Source organism: Chitinophaga jiangningensis (assembly GCF_900142605.1).
GTDB lineage: Bacteria > Bacteroidota > Bacteroidia > Chitinophagales > Chitinophagaceae > Chitinophaga > Chitinophaga jiangningensis.
Genome location: NZ_FRBL01000014.1, coordinates 1 through 17059, shown reverse-complemented (window position 1 = coordinate 17059; position 17059 = coordinate 1). Strand labels below are relative to the sequence as shown.

9 protein-coding genes are annotated in these 17059 nt (G+C 47.7%); 6 read left to right on the top strand and 3 right to left on the bottom strand.

Features of this window, described 5'->3' with window-relative positions; genetic code table 11:
- Positions 1 to 4: 4 nt before the first annotated feature.
- The 3 genes from BUB18_RS27740 to BUB18_RS27730 all read right to left on the bottom strand — a co-directional run bounded on the left by BUB18_RS27740 (position 5) and on the right by BUB18_RS27730 (position 9106).
- Positions 5 to 1654 (bottom strand): RagB/SusD family nutrient uptake outer membrane protein, encoded by a 1650-nt coding sequence (locus BUB18_RS27740; protein WP_073087459.1) that lies wholly within the window; start codon positions 1652 to 1654, stop codon positions 5 to 7.
- A gap of 20 nt (positions 1655 to 1674) precedes the next feature.
- Positions 1675 to 4866 (bottom strand): SusC/RagA family TonB-linked outer membrane protein, encoded by a 3192-nt coding sequence (locus tag BUB18_RS27735; RefSeq protein WP_073087457.1) that lies wholly within the window; start codon positions 4864 to 4866, stop codon positions 1675 to 1677.
- 196 nt (positions 4867 to 5062) lie between these two features.
- Complete coding sequence (locus BUB18_RS27730) at positions 5063 to 9106, bottom strand: hybrid sensor histidine kinase/response regulator transcription factor (RefSeq protein ID WP_073087455.1); 4044 nt, start codon at positions 9104 to 9106, stop codon at positions 5063 to 5065.
- Positions 9107 to 9413: 307 nt separating this feature from the next.
- On the opposite strand from BUB18_RS27730, the gene panD reads away from it, so the two are divergent.
- The 6 genes from panD to panB all read left to right on the top strand — a co-directional run bounded on the left by panD (position 9414) and on the right by panB (position 16476).
- Complete coding sequence (panD, locus tag BUB18_RS27725) at positions 9414 to 9758, top strand: aspartate 1-decarboxylase (protein WP_073087453.1); 345 nt, start codon at positions 9414 to 9416, stop codon at positions 9756 to 9758.
- Between the two features lie 58 nt (positions 9759 to 9816).
- Positions 9817 to 10851 carry a lysylphosphatidylglycerol synthase transmembrane domain-containing protein gene (locus tag BUB18_RS27720; protein ID WP_073087451.1) on the top strand — a complete coding sequence of 345 codons (1035 nt, stop codon included), beginning with the start codon at positions 9817 to 9819 and terminating at the stop codon, positions 10849 to 10851.
- Positions 10852 to 10936: 85 nt separating this feature from the next.
- Complete coding sequence (locus BUB18_RS27715) at positions 10937 to 12370, top strand: hypothetical protein (RefSeq protein ID WP_073087449.1); 1434 nt, start codon at positions 10937 to 10939, stop codon at positions 12368 to 12370.
- A 109-nt stretch (positions 12371 to 12479) separates the two neighbouring features.
- The gene (ppk1, locus tag BUB18_RS27710; protein ID WP_083550932.1) at positions 12480 to 14630 is read left to right on the top strand and encodes a polyphosphate kinase 1; all 2151 of its coding nucleotides are present in this window, start codon (positions 12480 to 12482) and stop codon (positions 14628 to 14630) included.
- Positions 14631 to 14702: 72 nt separating this feature from the next.
- Entirely contained in the window at positions 14703 to 15599 is an 897-nt protein-coding gene (locus tag BUB18_RS27705; RefSeq protein WP_073087447.1) for a Ppx/GppA phosphatase family protein, read from the top strand.
- Positions 15600 to 15660: 61 nt separating this feature from the next.
- On the top strand, positions 15661 to 16476 hold the full coding sequence (gene panB / locus BUB18_RS27700; protein ID WP_073087445.1) for a 3-methyl-2-oxobutanoate hydroxymethyltransferase: 816 nt from the start codon (positions 15661 to 15663) through the stop codon (positions 16474 to 16476).
- Positions 16477 to 17059 lie beyond the last annotated feature (583 nt).

The window sequence follows — 17059 nt, the reverse complement described above, 5'->3', positions numbered from 1 at the left end:
GAGATTAGAATTTGTACGGAACAGGAGGCTTACGTAAACTGGGTGCTGCCGATAATTCCTGTGCGGGTATTGGCAACTGGAAGTTGCTGGCCGTAACGGGATAATAGTCCGGCGTATCGGAAGTAATTGTCCAGCTGGTAGCGTTTTTCTCTGTATTCGGTACAATGCGGTAAGTCCCTTTATCCTGGCTGCCCAAAATCGACAATGCCTTAGAAGGATTGTAATAGTACAGCCGGATCAGGTCATACCAGGCCTGCCCTTCCATGGCCAGTTCCAGCCTTCTTTCCACGTAAATATCATCCCAGGTCAGCGAAGTTTTAACGCCAACGCCTGCACGCTTACGCAACGCATTTACATAGGAGAGCGCCGCTGCATCAGTAGTCACCGCGGAATTACCCAGTTTAGCTTCGGCGTACACGAGGTATACATCGGCCAAGCGCAGCATATAGGTATTGATTTCTGTATGTTGCTGAGTTACCTTACCCCCGTTATCCTCCGGCCTTCCTACCACATATTTTTTCACCCAGGCACGGGTATTATATCTTTCGGTGCCCACGTAGTTCCACGGCACATCCAGTTCCTGGATCAGCTTCTTTCCAGGATTATTCGGATCATCTATTGATTGGTGGATATAGGAATAGTGATCACCCGGGAACATAAAAGTGGCCTTTCTCCTTTTGTCGTTTGGAGAATATAATTTCAACTGATCATAAGAGGCGCCGATGTCTGACCCCCAACCATCACCAAAACCCGTGATAGCCGGACTAAAGGCCAGGAACGCCTGGACACTGTTTTGTGTACCCCAGTCGCCATCATATTTCCATTGCAACGCAAACAGGCTTTCGGAGTTATTATTGTTAGCGGTCAAAAACAGGTCTTCATAATTCTCCATCAGGGAGGCGCCACTGTTTTTGATCACATCATCTGCCAGTATCGCTGCACTGTCCAGGTCAGCCTGCACACGTGTACCCGACTGATTCACCCCTGCGCGGGTGAGATAGGCTTTAGCCAGCAAACCTTTAGCAGCCCATTTGGTGATACGACCTTTCTGATAGGGCGTAGATGGCAGGTTTTCATCTGCATAGCGCAAATCCCGGATGATAAAGGCCCATACTGATTCTACCGTATTGCGCACCACGTTGGTATCTGTCATGATAGCCAGGTTATCTTCTATCACTGGCACAGGGCCCCAGTTCATCACGAGATGGATGTACGCCGCTGCACGCATAAAACGGCCTTCTGCAATACCATAGCGCTTGATGTTATCCGGCACGCCGGGTCCGGCGAACTTTGTAATGTTATTGATAGCCATGTTGGATTGCGCCACTACATTGTAGAAAGCATTCCAGGCACTGTATACCTCCGGGGTTACGTCCGTTGTTTGCATACGGATATTGGCCACCTGGTAGGAGCCCGACATCAGTATTCCACCTCTGCCATCACCGAGACCGTGAGAGGCTTTATCGTTGTAAGCAAACCATACCTGGTTGTATAAACCGCCGGTACCGGCCATAACCTGTTCAGCAGTCTGATAAAAGTTGGCATCTACTATCTGATCCTGTGGCGGGCGATTTAAAAAGTCTTTGCTGCACCCGGTCAGCATGCCTGCTGCCAATGCTATCAAAAACAAGAATTGAAAATATCTGTGCGTCATAAAATGTCTTTTTTTCTCTGTTAAAAATCAACAGCAATACTGGCGGAATACATGCGTGTGAGCGGGTAACGGCCGGCGTCCACCCCAATATACTGGGCAGATACCTGTGCTTCTTTACCTACATAGGCACCCACCTCCGGATCAAAGCCCGTGTATTTAGTGAACGTTGCGAGGTTTTGCACGCCAATGGATACACGCAGCGCTTTTACGATCCGTTGCATATTCAGCAATGAGGAGGGGAAGTTATATCCCAGCTGCACATTTTTGATGCGGATGTAGGAACCATCTTCCACATAATCATTCGTGAAGCGGTTACCATTACCGTTTACATCGTTTGCTACCAGTCGTGGTATTTTAGTACCTGTATTAGTGATCACAGATTTATCACCATCGTTGGTGACTCTTGCATAATCATATGCTTCCTGGAAAAGGTTTCTTCCCAGAACGATATTATTAGGCTGTGTATTTTCAAAACGGAGATAGTTGAAAATCTGGTTGCCCTGAGAACCGGTCACCATAATATTCAGGTCAAATCCTTTGTAGGAAAAGGTATTGCTGAATCCGAAAGTCAGCTTAGGCCATGGATTACCGATGTAGGTCTGATCGCGGGAATCGATGATACCATCGTTGTTCAGATCTTTATATTTCACATCCCCTACCCAAACACCACCATCGCGGGCGGTAGGAAGGCGGGTACCATCAGCCTGTGTAGGCACTGCGCTTTTGTTGATTTCATCCACGGAGGTAAACAGTCCTTCGGAGATGTAACCATAGAACAGCCATGGGGCCTGGCCTACCGCCGAACGCTCTGCGAAGCTATTCAGGCTCCACAGGGTTTTGGTAACAAAGGCATTATCTGAATAGAAGCGGCTGATCTCTGAACGGAAGGAAGAAATGTTGAAATTGGTTTTCCATACAAATCCTGCTTTGTTCTGAATATTGATCGTATTCAGGGTAATATTGAAACCCTTGTTTTTCATACTACCGATGTTAGATGCCGGCGGGCGGATGGAACCTTCTCCTACTGTACCCTGGTAGCCTGGCAGCGGCAGATCCAGTAGCAGTTTATCAGTATTTCTCAGGTAGAAGTCCGCTTCCAGCTGTATCCTGTTTTTAAACATATTCAGGTTGAAACCGATGTTCCTGGTTTCAGTAGGTTCCCAGGCCAGGTCAGGATTACCGTACTGGGCTGTGAGGAAGGAAGATCCAAACGGAGTGGTTACGGGTCCGAGGTTGGCGAACTGCCTGTTTCCCGGGCCACTGTTACCTGTCATACCCCACTCACCGCGGATTTTAAGTTCATCCACAAACGCCACTGACTTCATGAATGGCTCCTGCGAAATGCGCCAGGCGGCGGATGCAGAGGGGAAATAACCCCAGCGGGTATTGGTACCGAAGTTGGAGGAACCATCGGCCCTGCCTACAAACTGAACAATATATTTATCGTTGAAAGTATAGTTAATACGGGTCAGGTAGGATTCCATGGAACCCCAGCCTTTATAGGCGCCGGTAGTTTGGCCGGTGGCGTTACCCAGGTTAATGGATTGTACGGAGTTGCTGGCAAATCCATTGCGGTTAGCGCTGAGCCCTTCATAGTTATTGGCCTGTGCTTCATGGCTGGCCATCACTCCTACGGCGTGCTTACCAAAGCTCCTGTTGTACTGAATTAATTCGTTCAGCATCCAGAAGAAATTCTTAGCAGTGGTCACGTTCATGGAAGCGGAAGTATTCTGCTGGTAACCAAGCTGGTAGGTTGGCGTAAATTTCGAACCGTCAGCATACTCAAAATTCCCATTGAAGTTAGCACGGATCAATAATCCCGGGATAGGAGTAACATCTACCGACATACCACCCAAACCACCGGTACGCTTATATTTATTATCAATAAGCGTGGAAATAGCAACAGGATTAAGCGGTGCATATTGCGCATTGGAGCCGAATTCATTTGTGGTAGCACCACCCCAGCTGCCATCCGGATTTTTCACCGGTACATTAGGTGCCAGGTTGAGGGCAGTACGAATCACATCTTCGGAGGTACTGGACAATCTTTCTTTGGTTTGATAGAAGTTAACACTGGTGCTAATCTTCAACCATTTAAACGCCTGGTTATCCATATTGGCGCGAAAGGAATATCTTCCAAAATCAGAACCAGTAGCAACCCCTTGTTGCTTAAGGTACTCACCAGATATATAATAGTTGGTAACGTTGTTACTGTTGCTCACATTAAACTGGTGTTTCTGCAAAGGGGAAGGCCGGAAGAGTTCATGCTGCCAGTTAGTACCCTCGCCCAATACGGAAGGATTCTGGAACTCCGGGGTAGGCGTTCTGTTCAGGTCTTTTGCAATGGCATTGCTCATGGTGGCAAACTGCTGCAGGTTCATGGTAGGTACTTCGTTAGGGCGTTCCTGGTTGGTATACAGATAGCTGTAACCTACTTTAAGCCCTTTGCTGCCTCTTTTGGTAGTCACCAGGATTACTCCGTTGGTACCCCTGGAACCGTAGATGGCAGTGGCGGAAGGCCCCTGCAATACTTCCATCGATTCAATATCACTTGGGTTGATACCTGCCAGCGGATTCACGGATGTGGTGTTACCGTAAGAAATCTGGCTTGGCTGAATCTGCACCCCGTCAATAACATACAGTGGTTCGGTAGTAAAACTAATCGTACTTACCCCCCTGATATTTACAGAGATGCCACCGCCGGGCTGCCCGGTGTTTTGCGTAACATATACGCCGGCCGCACGGCCCTGAATCGCCTGATCCATGGTCGTGTTGATCGTTTTATTGATATCGGCCGATGAAATAGAGACCTGTGCACTACTCTGGTCGGTTTTCTTCATCGTACCATAACCTACCACCATCACATCTTTGAGTTTGGTGGCATTTTCCTGTAAACGCAAGGCCACTACCCTGTTTGCCGGCACTTTCACCTCCCGGGTATTATACCCCATGGAAGAGATGACCAGCACCTGCCCAACGGCAGCGTCTATACTAAACTGACCGTCACCATCTGATGCGGTGCCGGTGCGTGTACCTTTAACGGACACGGAAGCGCCGGGAACCGGGTCCCCGGATTCGGAAGTGATTCTACCTGTTACTTTGGGTGATGTACCTGTGGGCTGCTGACCATATACAGGGCTCAGAAATGCCATGCAGGAGGCCACTAACCATACCAGGAGGAATGATTTTCCAGTAATACTGGCTCTTTTCATACGTGGAGAGATTAAGTTTTAAAAATTCGCGATCTGTCGATTTTGGTTCATTAGTAGATTTACTTTCATAACGATGAGTATAAAGGTATCTCATCGCAGTGGTTTCATGGGTACTACGTTGTTAATATAAACGGCTGTAATTGTTACAAAAATGGGGGCTCAAATGTAACATGGAGGGTATCATTTTGTTACATCTCTACTTGCGGTTGGCCGCCTGGTAAGCGCTGGGCAGCATATGGTAAACCATTTTAAAATATTTTGAAAAGTATTTCGGGTTGTTGAATCCTACCTCATACGCCACCTCCGCCACGTTCATTTCCGACCTGCTCAGCAACTGGGCAGCACGTTGTAAACGCACGGAACGGATAAACTCAATCGGCGGCTGACCACTGATGGCAAAAATCCGTCGATATACAGATACGCGGTTCATACATAGCTCCTTACTCAGTTCCTCCACTGAAAATTCAGGATTTGATAAATTACGCTCTACTACTTCCAGCGCTTTCTGTATAAATTTTTCATCTGCACTAAGGGCCGGCTCCCCGGATTGATGCACAGGCAATACAATCGCCGGTGCCGCCGTTCTGTCAGCCAGTACATTGCGTACGCGTGATAGCATGATCTCCACGTTAAATGGTTTTACGAGGTAGTCCGCAGCGCCGTGGTCCAGCGCCTTCAGTTGCTCCTCTTCTGCGGCCATGGCGGTGAGCAGTATCACGGGCGTACGCTTGGTACGACTATCACTGCGAATCTTGGCGCATAACGTAATCCCATCCATCAGTGGCATGTTTACATCACTAACCACCAGGTCAGGATGCCCTGCCAGTACTTTCTGCCAGCCTTCTATGCCGTTGGAGGCTTCGAGCACCTGGTATTCCTCTTTCATGTTTTCTTTGAGATAGAACCTGAAGTCATCATTGTCTTCTACCAGCAACACCGTGGCTTTGCCTTTGGTGCCTGCTACGGGCTTCGGCTCCGGCTGCGGTGCTACCGGCCCGGGCTTAGCTTCAGCGGTAGTTATTTTCAGTGGCAGTGTGATGGTGAATACTGTTCCTTTATGCTCTTCACTGTGTACTGTTATTTGTCCCTGGCAGAGTTTTACAAATTCACGGGTTATGGCTAACCCGATGCCACTACCCTGACTATTGATACCACCCGGCACATCGTGTTTAAAAAATTGCTCAAACACGCTTTCCTGCCGATCCGCCGGGATGCCAATACCGGTATCCTCCACTTTCAGTTCCAGCAGCGCATCCTCCTCCACCGTGCTCACCTGCACGCCTACACGCACCTTACCGCCTACCGGTGTAAACTTGAAAGCATTGGACAGCAGGTTGAATAATATCCGCTCTATCTTATCATGATCAAAGGAAGTAAACAGCTGCTCCATATTAGTTTGGAAGTCCAGCTGCATCTGCTTTCGCTCTGCCAGGTCCGAAAAGCTGTATACCGCTTCGCGGATGAAGTCCACCAGGTCGCCGGGTGTGGGGTCCAGCTTCAGCTCATGCATTTCCATTCTTCTGAAATCCATCAGCTGATTCACGAGGTTGAGCAATCGCCGCGCGTTGCGCCGCATGAGGTATAGCTTCTGGCGGATGGCAGGTTCTTTTTCATGGCGGATTACTTCATCCAGCGGCGCCAGGATCAGGGATACCGGGGTTCGGAATTCGTGACTGAGATTGGTGAACAGCTTTATTTTCAGCATGTCCAGCTCGTGGAGGCGCTGCACTTCCTTTCGCTCCTGTGCCAGCGCAAAGCGGCGATGTACCCGTTGTAAGGTGATATGGCGTAAAAGGAACAGCCCACCAGCCAACAGTAACGCATATACGGCGTAGGCCCATCCGGTAGCCCAGAATGGTGGCCTGATGGTAATTTTCAGGCTGATTCCTTTCCAGGAGGCGTCCCCCTCGTCGTTAAGGGCTTTAAGGCGCAGCGTATAGGTGCCGGGGTTGATATTCGTATAGGTGATACGTTTAGAGCGTGCATCAGCGGTTTGCCACTCCCGGTTGAAGCCTTCCAGCTGGTACACGTAGGTGTACTTGTTTTTATCTGTGTTCAGGAAATCCAGTGCGGCGAAGTCCAGCGAAAAATCGTTTTCATCATAACGCAGTGTAATTTCTTTGGTTTCGGGGAGGCCGGCAGGCAGGATTACGTGGTTGTGGATCTTTTCGTCCACTCCCACGGTGCGGTTGAATAGTTGCAGACTGGTAAACACGAGTGGCGGCTCTGTGCGGGCCTGGATGATGCTGGCCGGATCGAAGAGGTTGAAGCCATTTGCCCCTCCAAATACCAGCTCACCGGATCGAAGCTTCAGTGCAGCGTTTACGTTAAACGCATCGCCCTGTAGTCCGTCCTTATAATTAAAATTGCGGCAACTAATGCCGATGATGCCTTTACCAGCTTCCTGTCGCGGGGTGATTTTCGAAAGCCCGTTACTGGTACTTACCCACAGGTGGCCTCCATTATCTTCCAAAATAGAAATGATATTATTGTCCGGTAAGCCATCTTCCATTCTGAAGGTCCGGAAGCGCTGTTCCGCTGCGTTAAACACGCATAGTCCATCCCGGGAGCCCGCCCAGATGAAGCCTCTGGAGTCGCATAACACGGAACTAACGTTGTCGTTACTGAGTCCGTGCGTATCATGCAGATAGTGGATGAACAGTCCTTTGGCTTTGTCCATCATATCAATTCCGTAAGCTGTGCCTATCCAGAGGTTGCCGGATTTATCCTCCGTGATGTCGGAAATAAAATTTGAATGCACGGAATTATGCATGCTCACATTGTTGTGATAAAATGCTGGTATCTGCGGGGCAAAACGATCCATACCACTACCGAGGGTGCCTATCCAAAAATTATTTTGGCTGTCGCGGAATAGCTTCCATACGGTTTTATCGGCCAGGCTCAGGGTATTATCCGGGTCCGGGGTGTAGTGCGTGATACGTCCATCCACCATATGATCCAGGCCGCCGTAATAGTAACCGATCCAGAGGCTGTTATCCTTATCCACCAACAGGCTTAGGATCACATCTGTGCTGATACTCGTAGGGTCATTGGGGTTATGCTTCCATTCGCGGTAAGTATTTTTTTGCCGGTCGTAAAACAGGAGTCCTCCCCCGTTGCTGCCGATCCAGATGTTCCCGTTCTGGTCTTCTGCAAAACAGTTCACATCGTTGTAGGTCATGGGTGAGCGGTCGTCGGGGCGGCGGTTGTGCAGGGCGAATTTGTGCATGCTTTCCGCGTAGTAACTGATACCACTTTTGTAGGTACCGCACCAGATGATGCCCAGGTCATCCTTGTACATGGAGTAGATAGCGTTATCCGCCAGGCTTTTGCTGTTATCATCGCGGTGGAGCAGGTGGCGTACCTTAAATGTTTTTTTGTTGAGCAGGTTGATGCCGCCGTGGTCGGTACCTATCCATATCTGCCCTTTATCATCCTGTACGATGCTGTTTATAATATCATTATTCAGCTCGCTGTTGCGGCTGCTCAGTCGCTCTGCGTGCCAGGTATTACCGTTTACGTAGGTAACGCCGTAGTCGGAGCCTTCCATATACACCCACAGGTCGTCGTCGCTGTCAATAAACAGGCGCATGCTGAGCGGTTTTTTTAGGGGTTGGGGAGAGATGAGATTTTGCCGGTCGGTTAATTGCAACGTATTCACTGCAATCTTATCCAGTTCTCCATTTTTATGCAGCGCCAGCATGTAACCGCTTTGAGTGGCCCCCATATCCGTCACCGGGTTTTCGGGATCTGGCTTCACTGCTATCTGTTTTACAGGGTGATCTTGTTTTTTGCAGAATAATCGGCCGTCCTGGTAGGCGAACCAGAAGGTGTTGCCACTGCGCTGCATGCAGGAGATACCGTATTCAGGCAGTCCCATGGCGGCGAGCCAGCGGGCAGCTTTTTCGAACTGCTCTGTAACGGGGTTATATATTGCGTCGCCGTTGCGGGTGTGGATGTACATGCGGTCGCCGGGCGCGGGATAAATGGCCAGGATGTAGTTGTCGCTGATCGACAGCGAATCGCCCTGTTTGTGGCGGTATATCCGGTAGGCGGTACCGTCAAAGCGGTTAAGGCCGCTCATGGTGCCAAACCACATAAACCCTTTACTGTCTTTATAGATACAGTTTATCTGGTTATTGGAGAGGCCATCATTGACGTTGAGCGATACAAAATCCTGTGCCTGCGTGTGCAGGCATAACAGTAATAACAGTGGAATCAACAGTTGTTTCGTAAACATGGAAATCAGGGTGGCTATAGGTCAGGATCAAACACACAGAACCGCGCAAACGCAGGAAATAACTGAAAATAATTCTTTTATATCAATCTGGTTGACAAGTACTTAAACATATTAACATTTCTTTTTTTGGTTGTCTTTTCAGTTATTCTTACGCCTCTGCTACTAATTTCAGGAAATTATGCAGTATTTACAAAGTCCGGCAGAAAAAACATTTGTGGTGGCAGGCAGGGGAGCTCAGTGGCTTTGGCTCAGAACATTATTTTCCCTAGCTTTGCAGACGCTCCTTTTCACAGGGGGTTTATGAGTTATGCAAATTGAAATTTTAAAGTGTAAGATTCACCGCGCAGTTGTAACAGAGGCTAACCTGCAGTATGTTGGCAGTATCACCATCGATGAAGATCTGATGGATGCCGCGGGCCTGATTGAATACGAAAAAGTACAGGTACTCAACGTTAACAATGGCGAAAGATTAGAGACCTACGTAATAAAAGGAAAGCGTGGATCAGGCGTTATTTGTATGAATGGACCTGCGGCACGTTTGGTGGCACCGGGCGACATAGTGATCATCATTTCCTATGCTACCATGGATTTCGAAGAGGCGAAAAAATATCAGCCTATTGCCATTTTCCCTAAAGAAGGAAACAAATTATAATACCCTTGCCGGTTTGTGACCATTTGTAAATATTGTAACACCCTAAACTGCTTTAGTTATGCCTAAATCACTTAAGAATGTCATTAAGTTCATCTGTTTTTTTGGCATAGGCGTATTGCTGATATGGCTGGTTACAAAAGATTTGTCTCCCAAGGAATGGGAGATGATGAAAGAGGCATTTCAACGGGCAAATTACTGGCTGGTAATACCTGCGATTATTCTTGGTATTGCCAGTCACTGGTTTCGTGCCACGCGCTGGAAGCTGCTTATGAAGCCGCTTGGTCACCAGCCCACTACTCTCAATACTTTCTTTGCCGTAATGGTAGGCTACCTGGCCAACCTGGCCGTTCCCAGGCTGGGTGAAGTTACCCGCTGCGGCATCCTTGCCCAGTACGAAAAAATCCCCGCTGATAAACTGGTAGGCACCATGATTGCAGAGCGTGCAGTGGATATGGTGTGTCTCATCCTGCTGATGGCCATCACCGTGCTTACACAGGTGGATGTGCTGGGGGCGTATGTCAACAAGGAAATCCTGATCCCGATGGGCAACAAATTTGCCAACGCTAATTTCCTGCAGCTCTCCCTGCTCCTGTTGGGCGCCGCAGCTGGCATAGGCCTGATTGTTTGGCTGCTGCGCAGGTTTGCCCGCTCCAAAGCCGCCATCACCATTAAAAACCTGGCGCGCGGGGTGATGGAAGGTATTTTATCCATTGGCAAAATGGAAAACAAATGGGCCTTTATCATTCAATCCCTCCTGATCTGGGGCTGTTACCTCTCCCAGGTATATATCGGCTTTTATTGTTTACAGGAAACTACGCACCTGGGCATCAGTGCTGCGCTGGCCGTACTAGTAATTGGTAGTATAGGCATGATCGTTACCCCAGGAGGCATCGGCGCCTATCAAACGCTGGTACAAAAAACACTGGAACTTTACGGTATTAATAAAGTCATCGGCTTTGCCTTCGGATGGATCATCTGGGTGGTGCAAACCCTGCTGGTAATTGTACTGGGCTTCGTGAGCCTGATAGCCCTTCCCATCTACAACAGGAAAAGAATTCAACAGCAGGAATTACAGCCCGTTACTGAGAATTAATCGCTGCGCGTCGTTATTTTTTTGTATTTTAGAGTCGGAAGCACCTGCATCCGCCCTAACTACTATTTAATCCCGTACCGCAGATATGATGCACCTTATACCCCGTAAGCACTTGCCGGCGATATTGCTGTTAACGCTCATCACTGTCACCAGCCGTTTTATCGTCCGCTACTTTTACCATTTCGATATCAATGCAGTTCCCGTACTCGAAACCTGGCACCTGCTGGACAAGCAGTTACTGATAGATCATCCCTGGGAATGCATGTGGTACCTGCATTCCCAGCCACCGCTGTTTAACGGGTTATGCAGCCTGCTCATGAATGCCTTCCCCGTTCATTACATACCAGTCATGGAAGCGCTGTGGATCTTACTGGGCTTTATTCAAACGATACTCTTATATCTCTCTGTATACCAGCTTACCGGCAAACGCTGGACAGGCTTTGCCGTTAGTGCCTACTTCTGTATTACGCCGGCATTTCTGCTGTATGAAGCCTGGTATTTCTATACGTACCTGGGCATGATCTTCCTCTCCTACTCGTTGTTTTTCCTGATCCGGTTCCTGCGCACAGAAAAATTCGTTTGGGGGTTTGCGTTATTCCTCACGCTCGCTGTCATCTGCCTTACCATCAGCATGTTTCACCTGGTGTGGCTACTGGCGGTGGTAGTACTGGTGTGGCTGATGTGTAAACCACCTCTCCGTAAAAAAACTATACTGGCAGCGCTATTCCCCGTACTAATGGTCACAGGCTGGTATGGTAAGAATAAAATTATGTTTGGCCATTTTACAGCCAGCACCTGGATGGGCATGAACGTAGCGCGTATTATGCTTCCGCTCGACCGGCAACTCCCGCCCTCCATCACCAACGATACCATCCGCAGATACGCGGATATAGGGCCTTTCAGATGCCTGGAGGAATACGGAGTGCAGTGGCTCCCTGAGAACAAGCAATATCCGGGTGTCAGCGCGCTGCACGACTGGTGTAAAGGTACCAGCGAAAGTAATTTCAATAACATTCAGTATATCTATATATCCGATCAGTTTCAGAAAGCCGGCATTGCCTGCCTGAAAGCAGATCCTAAAAAATATCTTAAACTAACGTTTACGGCTAACTCACTTTATTTTTCCCCTACCACCAATTATTTCAACCTGGTAAAAAACAGGAGCCGGATATTGGGATATGAATACCTGTTCAATCTCGGTTACATCCCGATTCATAAGGATTATATCTTCCTAAGCAATGCTATCCTGGTACTGCTGTATGCCCTTTCATTCAGCCTGCTCGCCTGGCATTCACTAAAGCGCTGGAAAGGCGTACGTAAAGGCCTACTGGCCTGGGAATGGCAGGATATTGCGGCTGTCTATTCAGCCTTTAATATCTTGTATTTGATGCTGGCAGGTAATTTTTTGGAATTGGGAGAGAATAACCGTTTCCGTTTCCAGGTGATACCGTTATTTCTATTTCTGCTCGTGTATACCGTGTGGAATCAATGGTTGCGCGGCAAGGCGATAAAACAATGAACATTTGTGCTGACTAATCGTTAACTTTAATATAACACAGGAACTTAGCCTAAAACCGTATCATCGCACCGCCAATTAGTGTGAATTTTTTGAATGTAAATTAGTCAGTATGCGTTTGCAGAAAGGTGAGAACCTGGATATTATGACGATGCCCATAGAAACAACCACAAAGAAATTAGCCCGCAAAAAGGCCCCCGTAGCCAAAAAGAAGATGATTGCGCGCGATGTCAGCTGGCTCGCCTTCAATGCAAGAGTACTTCAGGAAGCTGCCGACAAAACTGTGCCGTTGTACGAAAGAATCCGATTCCTTGGTATATTCTCCAATAACCTCGACGAGTTTTTCCGTGTGCGTGTAGCCACGTTAAGGCGCATGCTGTCGTTTGGAAAGTCCGCCGCCAAAATGCACCTGGAGGAAAATCCGGGTAAAATAATTGACTCCATACAAACCATTGTAATGGAGCAGCAGCGTGAGTTTGACCGCATCTGGAAAGATATTGCGCAGGAACTGGAGGCACAGCACATTTTCCTCCGCACAGAAAAACAACTCAACCGGGAACAGCAGAAGTTTGTACTGAACTACTTCAATGAACAGGTGCGTACCAACATCATCCCGCTGATGATTGAAAGTATACAGCAGTTCCCTATCCTCCGCGATAAATCTATTTACCTGGCGGTAGTACTGGCACGTGCGGATAATTCCATCAGCCAGAAATTTGCACTGATAGAAATTCCTACATCAGTACTGCCACGCTTTATCATCCTGCCTTCCAAACCCGGAGAGCATGATATTATGTTGCTGGAAGACCTCGTGCGTTTTTGCCTGCCAAATATCTTCTCTTACTTCGGCTTCGATAAATTCTCTTCCCACATCATTAAAGTAACGCGAGATGCGGAACTGGATATCGATAATGATATTGCCGACAGTATCATTCACCAGATTGAAAAAGGGCTGAAAGACAGGCGCAAAGGCAAGCCAGTAAGGTTTGTATACGATAAAGACATTGATCCGCTGCTGCTGGAATACCTGATCAGAAGATTAGGTTTGTCTGGTAAAGACAACCTGATTCCCGGTGCACGTATTCATAATTTTAAGGACTTCATGGATTTTCCGGAATCCATTTTTCCTCCACATTCGCACCGCAAATCTTTTATACATCCACTGTTTCAGAATGCCACCAGTGTAATGCACGTGGTGCAAAGGCAGGATGTGATGCTGCATTTTCCCTATCACTCTTTCGATACCATCATCGATCTGCTGAGGGAAGCCGCTATCGATCCGAATGTTTCCAGTATTAAAATCACCGCTTACCGGCTGGCAAAAAATTCCAAGATCATCAATGCGCTGATCAACGCTGTACGCAATGGCAAGCAGGTAACGATTGTACTGGAACTGCGTGCCCGCTTTGATGAAGCGGCTAATCTCGACTGGAAATCGCGCCTGGAAGAGGAAGGCGTAAAAGTACTGCTCGGCGTACCCGGCATGAAAGTGCATGCTAAATTATGCGTGATCAAAAAACGCATCGGCAACAAAACCATTCAGTGTGGCTTTGTGAGCACCGGTAACCTCAACGAGCGTACCGCACGCGTATACGGCGACCATTGCCTGCTAACGGCCAACCGCGCCATCATGGCCGATATCAATAAAGTATTTGCCTACCTGGAAAATGGTCACCACGACATCAAAATCCTGGAGAACTGTAAAACGCTGCCGGTGAGTCCGTTCAATATGCGTAATACTTTCCTGCGCCTGATTGACCGGGAAATCAAAAACGCCCGTAACAAAAAGAAGGCAAGTATCATTATTAAAATGAACTCCCTCTCCGATGCCGTGCTGATCAGCAAATTGTACGATGCAGCCAAAGCCGGAGTGGATATCAAAATGGTGATAAGAGGTATCTGTTGCGCCTATACGGAGAATAAAAAATGGAAGAAACAGATCCATGCCGTGAGTATTGTGGATGAATACCTGGAACATGCCAGGGTATTTATTTTCCACCATGGCGGACAGGAAAAGGTATACATCGCTTCCTGCGACTGGATGATCCGCAACCTGGATCATCGTGTAGAAGCCGCTGCACCTATAACGGACCCGGCTATACGCCAGGAGATCATCGACATTATGAAAATACAGCTCAGCGGCAATGTAAAAGCCCGTGTGCTGGACAATGAACAGCGAAACGAATACTACCGGGAAGGAGATAAAAAGATCCGGTCCCAGGTGGAGATTTATAAATATTTACACGAGAAACAATACCAGTAAGCTTTTACTGGTATTGTTTTTTAGCGTTAGCAGGAAAATAATTACTTTTGCTTTCTTAATCAATTCGTATAGATGAAGTTAGCTGCGATAGACATAGGATCCAATGCTGCAAGGCTTCTGATTTCAGAAGCTTCGCCCAACAGTGCCGGAAAGATGGATTTTACCAAGGTAAATTTGGTGAGAGTGCCCTTGCGCCTGGGATTCGATGTTTTTGCCACGGGTACCATCTCTGAGAAAAGGGCAGCCTGCCTCATTGATACGATCCGTGCCTATAAGCTGCTGCTGGATGTATACGAAGTGAAATACCTGAAGGCCTGTGCCACCTCCGCCATGCGCGATGCCAGCAATGGGCAGCTCCTTTTACAAACCGTAAAAGAGCAAACCGGGATCGACATCAAAGTAATCAGCGGTCGCGAAGAAGCGGCCTATATTTATGAGAACCATGTGGCCGAGCAGCTGGACAATACAAAATCCTACATGTATATAGACGTGGGTGGCGGTAGTACAGAAATTACCCTGTTCAGCAAGAAGCAACTGATATTCAAGGAATCCTTTAACATAGGAACAATCCGGCTGCTGCATAACCAGGTGGAAGACAGTACCTGGCAACAGTTGAAAGACTTCATTAAAACTAACCTCAAAGGGTTGGGCCCCGTGATGGCCATTGGCTCTGGAGGTAATATCAATAAGGTTTTCAGCTTGTCTAAGCGCAAGGAAGGAAAGCCTTTATCCCTCGAAACACTGAAAGATTACTACAAGGAATTCAGCAGCTTCACCGTAGAAGAACGGATTCACCTGTACAACCTCCGGGAAGACCGTGCCGATGTGATTGTACCTGCCCTTCAAATCTATATTAATATTATGCGCTGGGCCGATACACCGGAGATCTACGTACCTAAGATTGGTTTGGCGGATGGCCTGATCCATGCCCTGCACAGCGAAATTGCAGCGGCCACCAGCCAGTTGTAAAAAACTTTTCGATTTTAATATTTATATCCCCACCTTTGCGGAAAGCAAATGCTTACTGCTTATGTCTGTGAATAAAGAAATCAAGCGTGTAACCACGCACGTTTTGCAGAAGATGAAGGTAGACGGGGAGAGAATCTCCATGCTTACCTGCTACGACTATTCCATGGCGCGAATCCTGGATGATGCCGGTATTGATATTCTCCTTGTGGGCGACTCCGCCTCCAATGTGATGGCGGGTCATGAAACCACGCTGCCGATTACACTGGACCAGATGATTTATCATGCTGCCTCCGTGGTAAGAGCTGCTAAACGCTGCTTCGTTGTAGTGGACCTGCCTTTCGGTTCCTACCAGGGCAATTCCAAAGAAGCGCTCAACTCCACCATCCGTATCATGAAAGAAACAGGTGCACATGGTGTTAAAATCGAAGGTGGAGAAGAAATTATAGAATCCGTAAAACGTATTATCAGTGCAGGTGTACCGGTAATGGGGCACCTCGGACTCACGCCGCAGTCGATCTACAAATTCGGCACCTACGCCGTGAGAGCTACCGAAGAAGCGGAAGCCGCTAAGCTGATCAACGATGCTAAATTGTTGCAGGAAGCCGGCTGTTTTGCCATTGTACTGGAAAAGATTCCGGCGCTGCTGGCAAAACGCGTGGCAGAAGAACTGGCCATTCCAATTATTGGTATCGGTGCCGGTAAATATGTGGACGGACAGGTGCTGGTAATGCATGATCTGCTGGGTATCAATAAAGACTTTAAACCTCGTTTCCTGCGCAGGTACCTGGATTTGTACGGCGAAATTTACAACGCTACACAGTCCTATATCAAGGATGTAAAAACGAGGGATTTCCCGAACGACAGCGAACAATACTAAAATCACCAATACGAACGGCGCACAGCAATGTGCGTCGTTTTTGTTTTCAGTAGTTTTTTCCTATATTCGCTGCACAGCAATGAACTACCTGTTAAACATACAGCTTTCTCTACTCTCCTATCTACGGAGCACTTGCTCCCACGTGCCTTAATGGACGCGGGGTTTTCCCTTTATATTTCTAATGAATATTCACGCTGATAACTGTTGTTTATAGTTATGTATCGTTTATTCGTTTGCGTTAGTATTCCAATCGTGCTTCGCACGAATGGAGGGCGGTCTTTTTTGCACGCAAAGCAGCAAAGCAGGTAAGCAGCTAAGGCTTACCATATGTTGTTTAGCAGGTTGTCCGGTGCCTTACGGCACCGGACAACCTGGGATAAATTCTATGCTGAAGGCACAGGATAATGTCAAATTAACTACAGGCCTTAGCTGCTTTAACAACAACAACAACAACAACAAAACACAAGCCTTAGCTGCTTACCTGCTTTGCTGCTCCTATGTTTGTATTAGAATTTATAATAGAAAGATTTCAAAGACTTAGTTTTGATTTAAATAATAAAATAAAAAAGGTGAGAGTACACTT

What these genes read in the sequence shown, in the direction of transcription:
- BUB18_RS27740 (WP_073087459.1), bottom strand. Translation starts at nt 1,654, where the DNA reads ATGACGCACAGATATTTTCAATTCTTGTTTTTGATAGCATTGGCAGCA.
- BUB18_RS27735 (WP_073087457.1), bottom strand. Translation starts at nt 4,866, where the DNA reads ATGAAAAGAGCCAGTATTACTGGAAAATCATTCCTCCTGGTATGGTTA.
- BUB18_RS27730 (WP_073087455.1), bottom strand. Translation starts at nt 9,106, where the DNA reads ATGTTTACGAAACAACTGTTGATTCCACTGTTATTACTGTTATGCCTG.
- panD (WP_073087453.1), top strand. Translation starts at nt 9,414, where the DNA reads ATGCAAATTGAAATTTTAAAGTGTAAGATTCACCGCGCAGTTGTAACA.
- BUB18_RS27720 (WP_073087451.1), top strand. Translation starts at nt 9,817, where the DNA reads ATGCCTAAATCACTTAAGAATGTCATTAAGTTCATCTGTTTTTTTGGC.
- BUB18_RS27715 (WP_073087449.1), top strand. Translation starts at nt 10,937, where the DNA reads ATGATGCACCTTATACCCCGTAAGCACTTGCCGGCGATATTGCTGTTA.
- ppk1 (WP_083550932.1), top strand. Translation starts at nt 12,480, where the DNA reads ATGCGTTTGCAGAAAGGTGAGAACCTGGATATTATGACGATGCCCATA.
- BUB18_RS27705 (WP_073087447.1), top strand. Translation starts at nt 14,703, where the DNA reads ATGAAGTTAGCTGCGATAGACATAGGATCCAATGCTGCAAGGCTTCTG.
- panB (WP_073087445.1), top strand. Translation starts at nt 15,661, where the DNA reads ATGTCTGTGAATAAAGAAATCAAGCGTGTAACCACGCACGTTTTGCAG.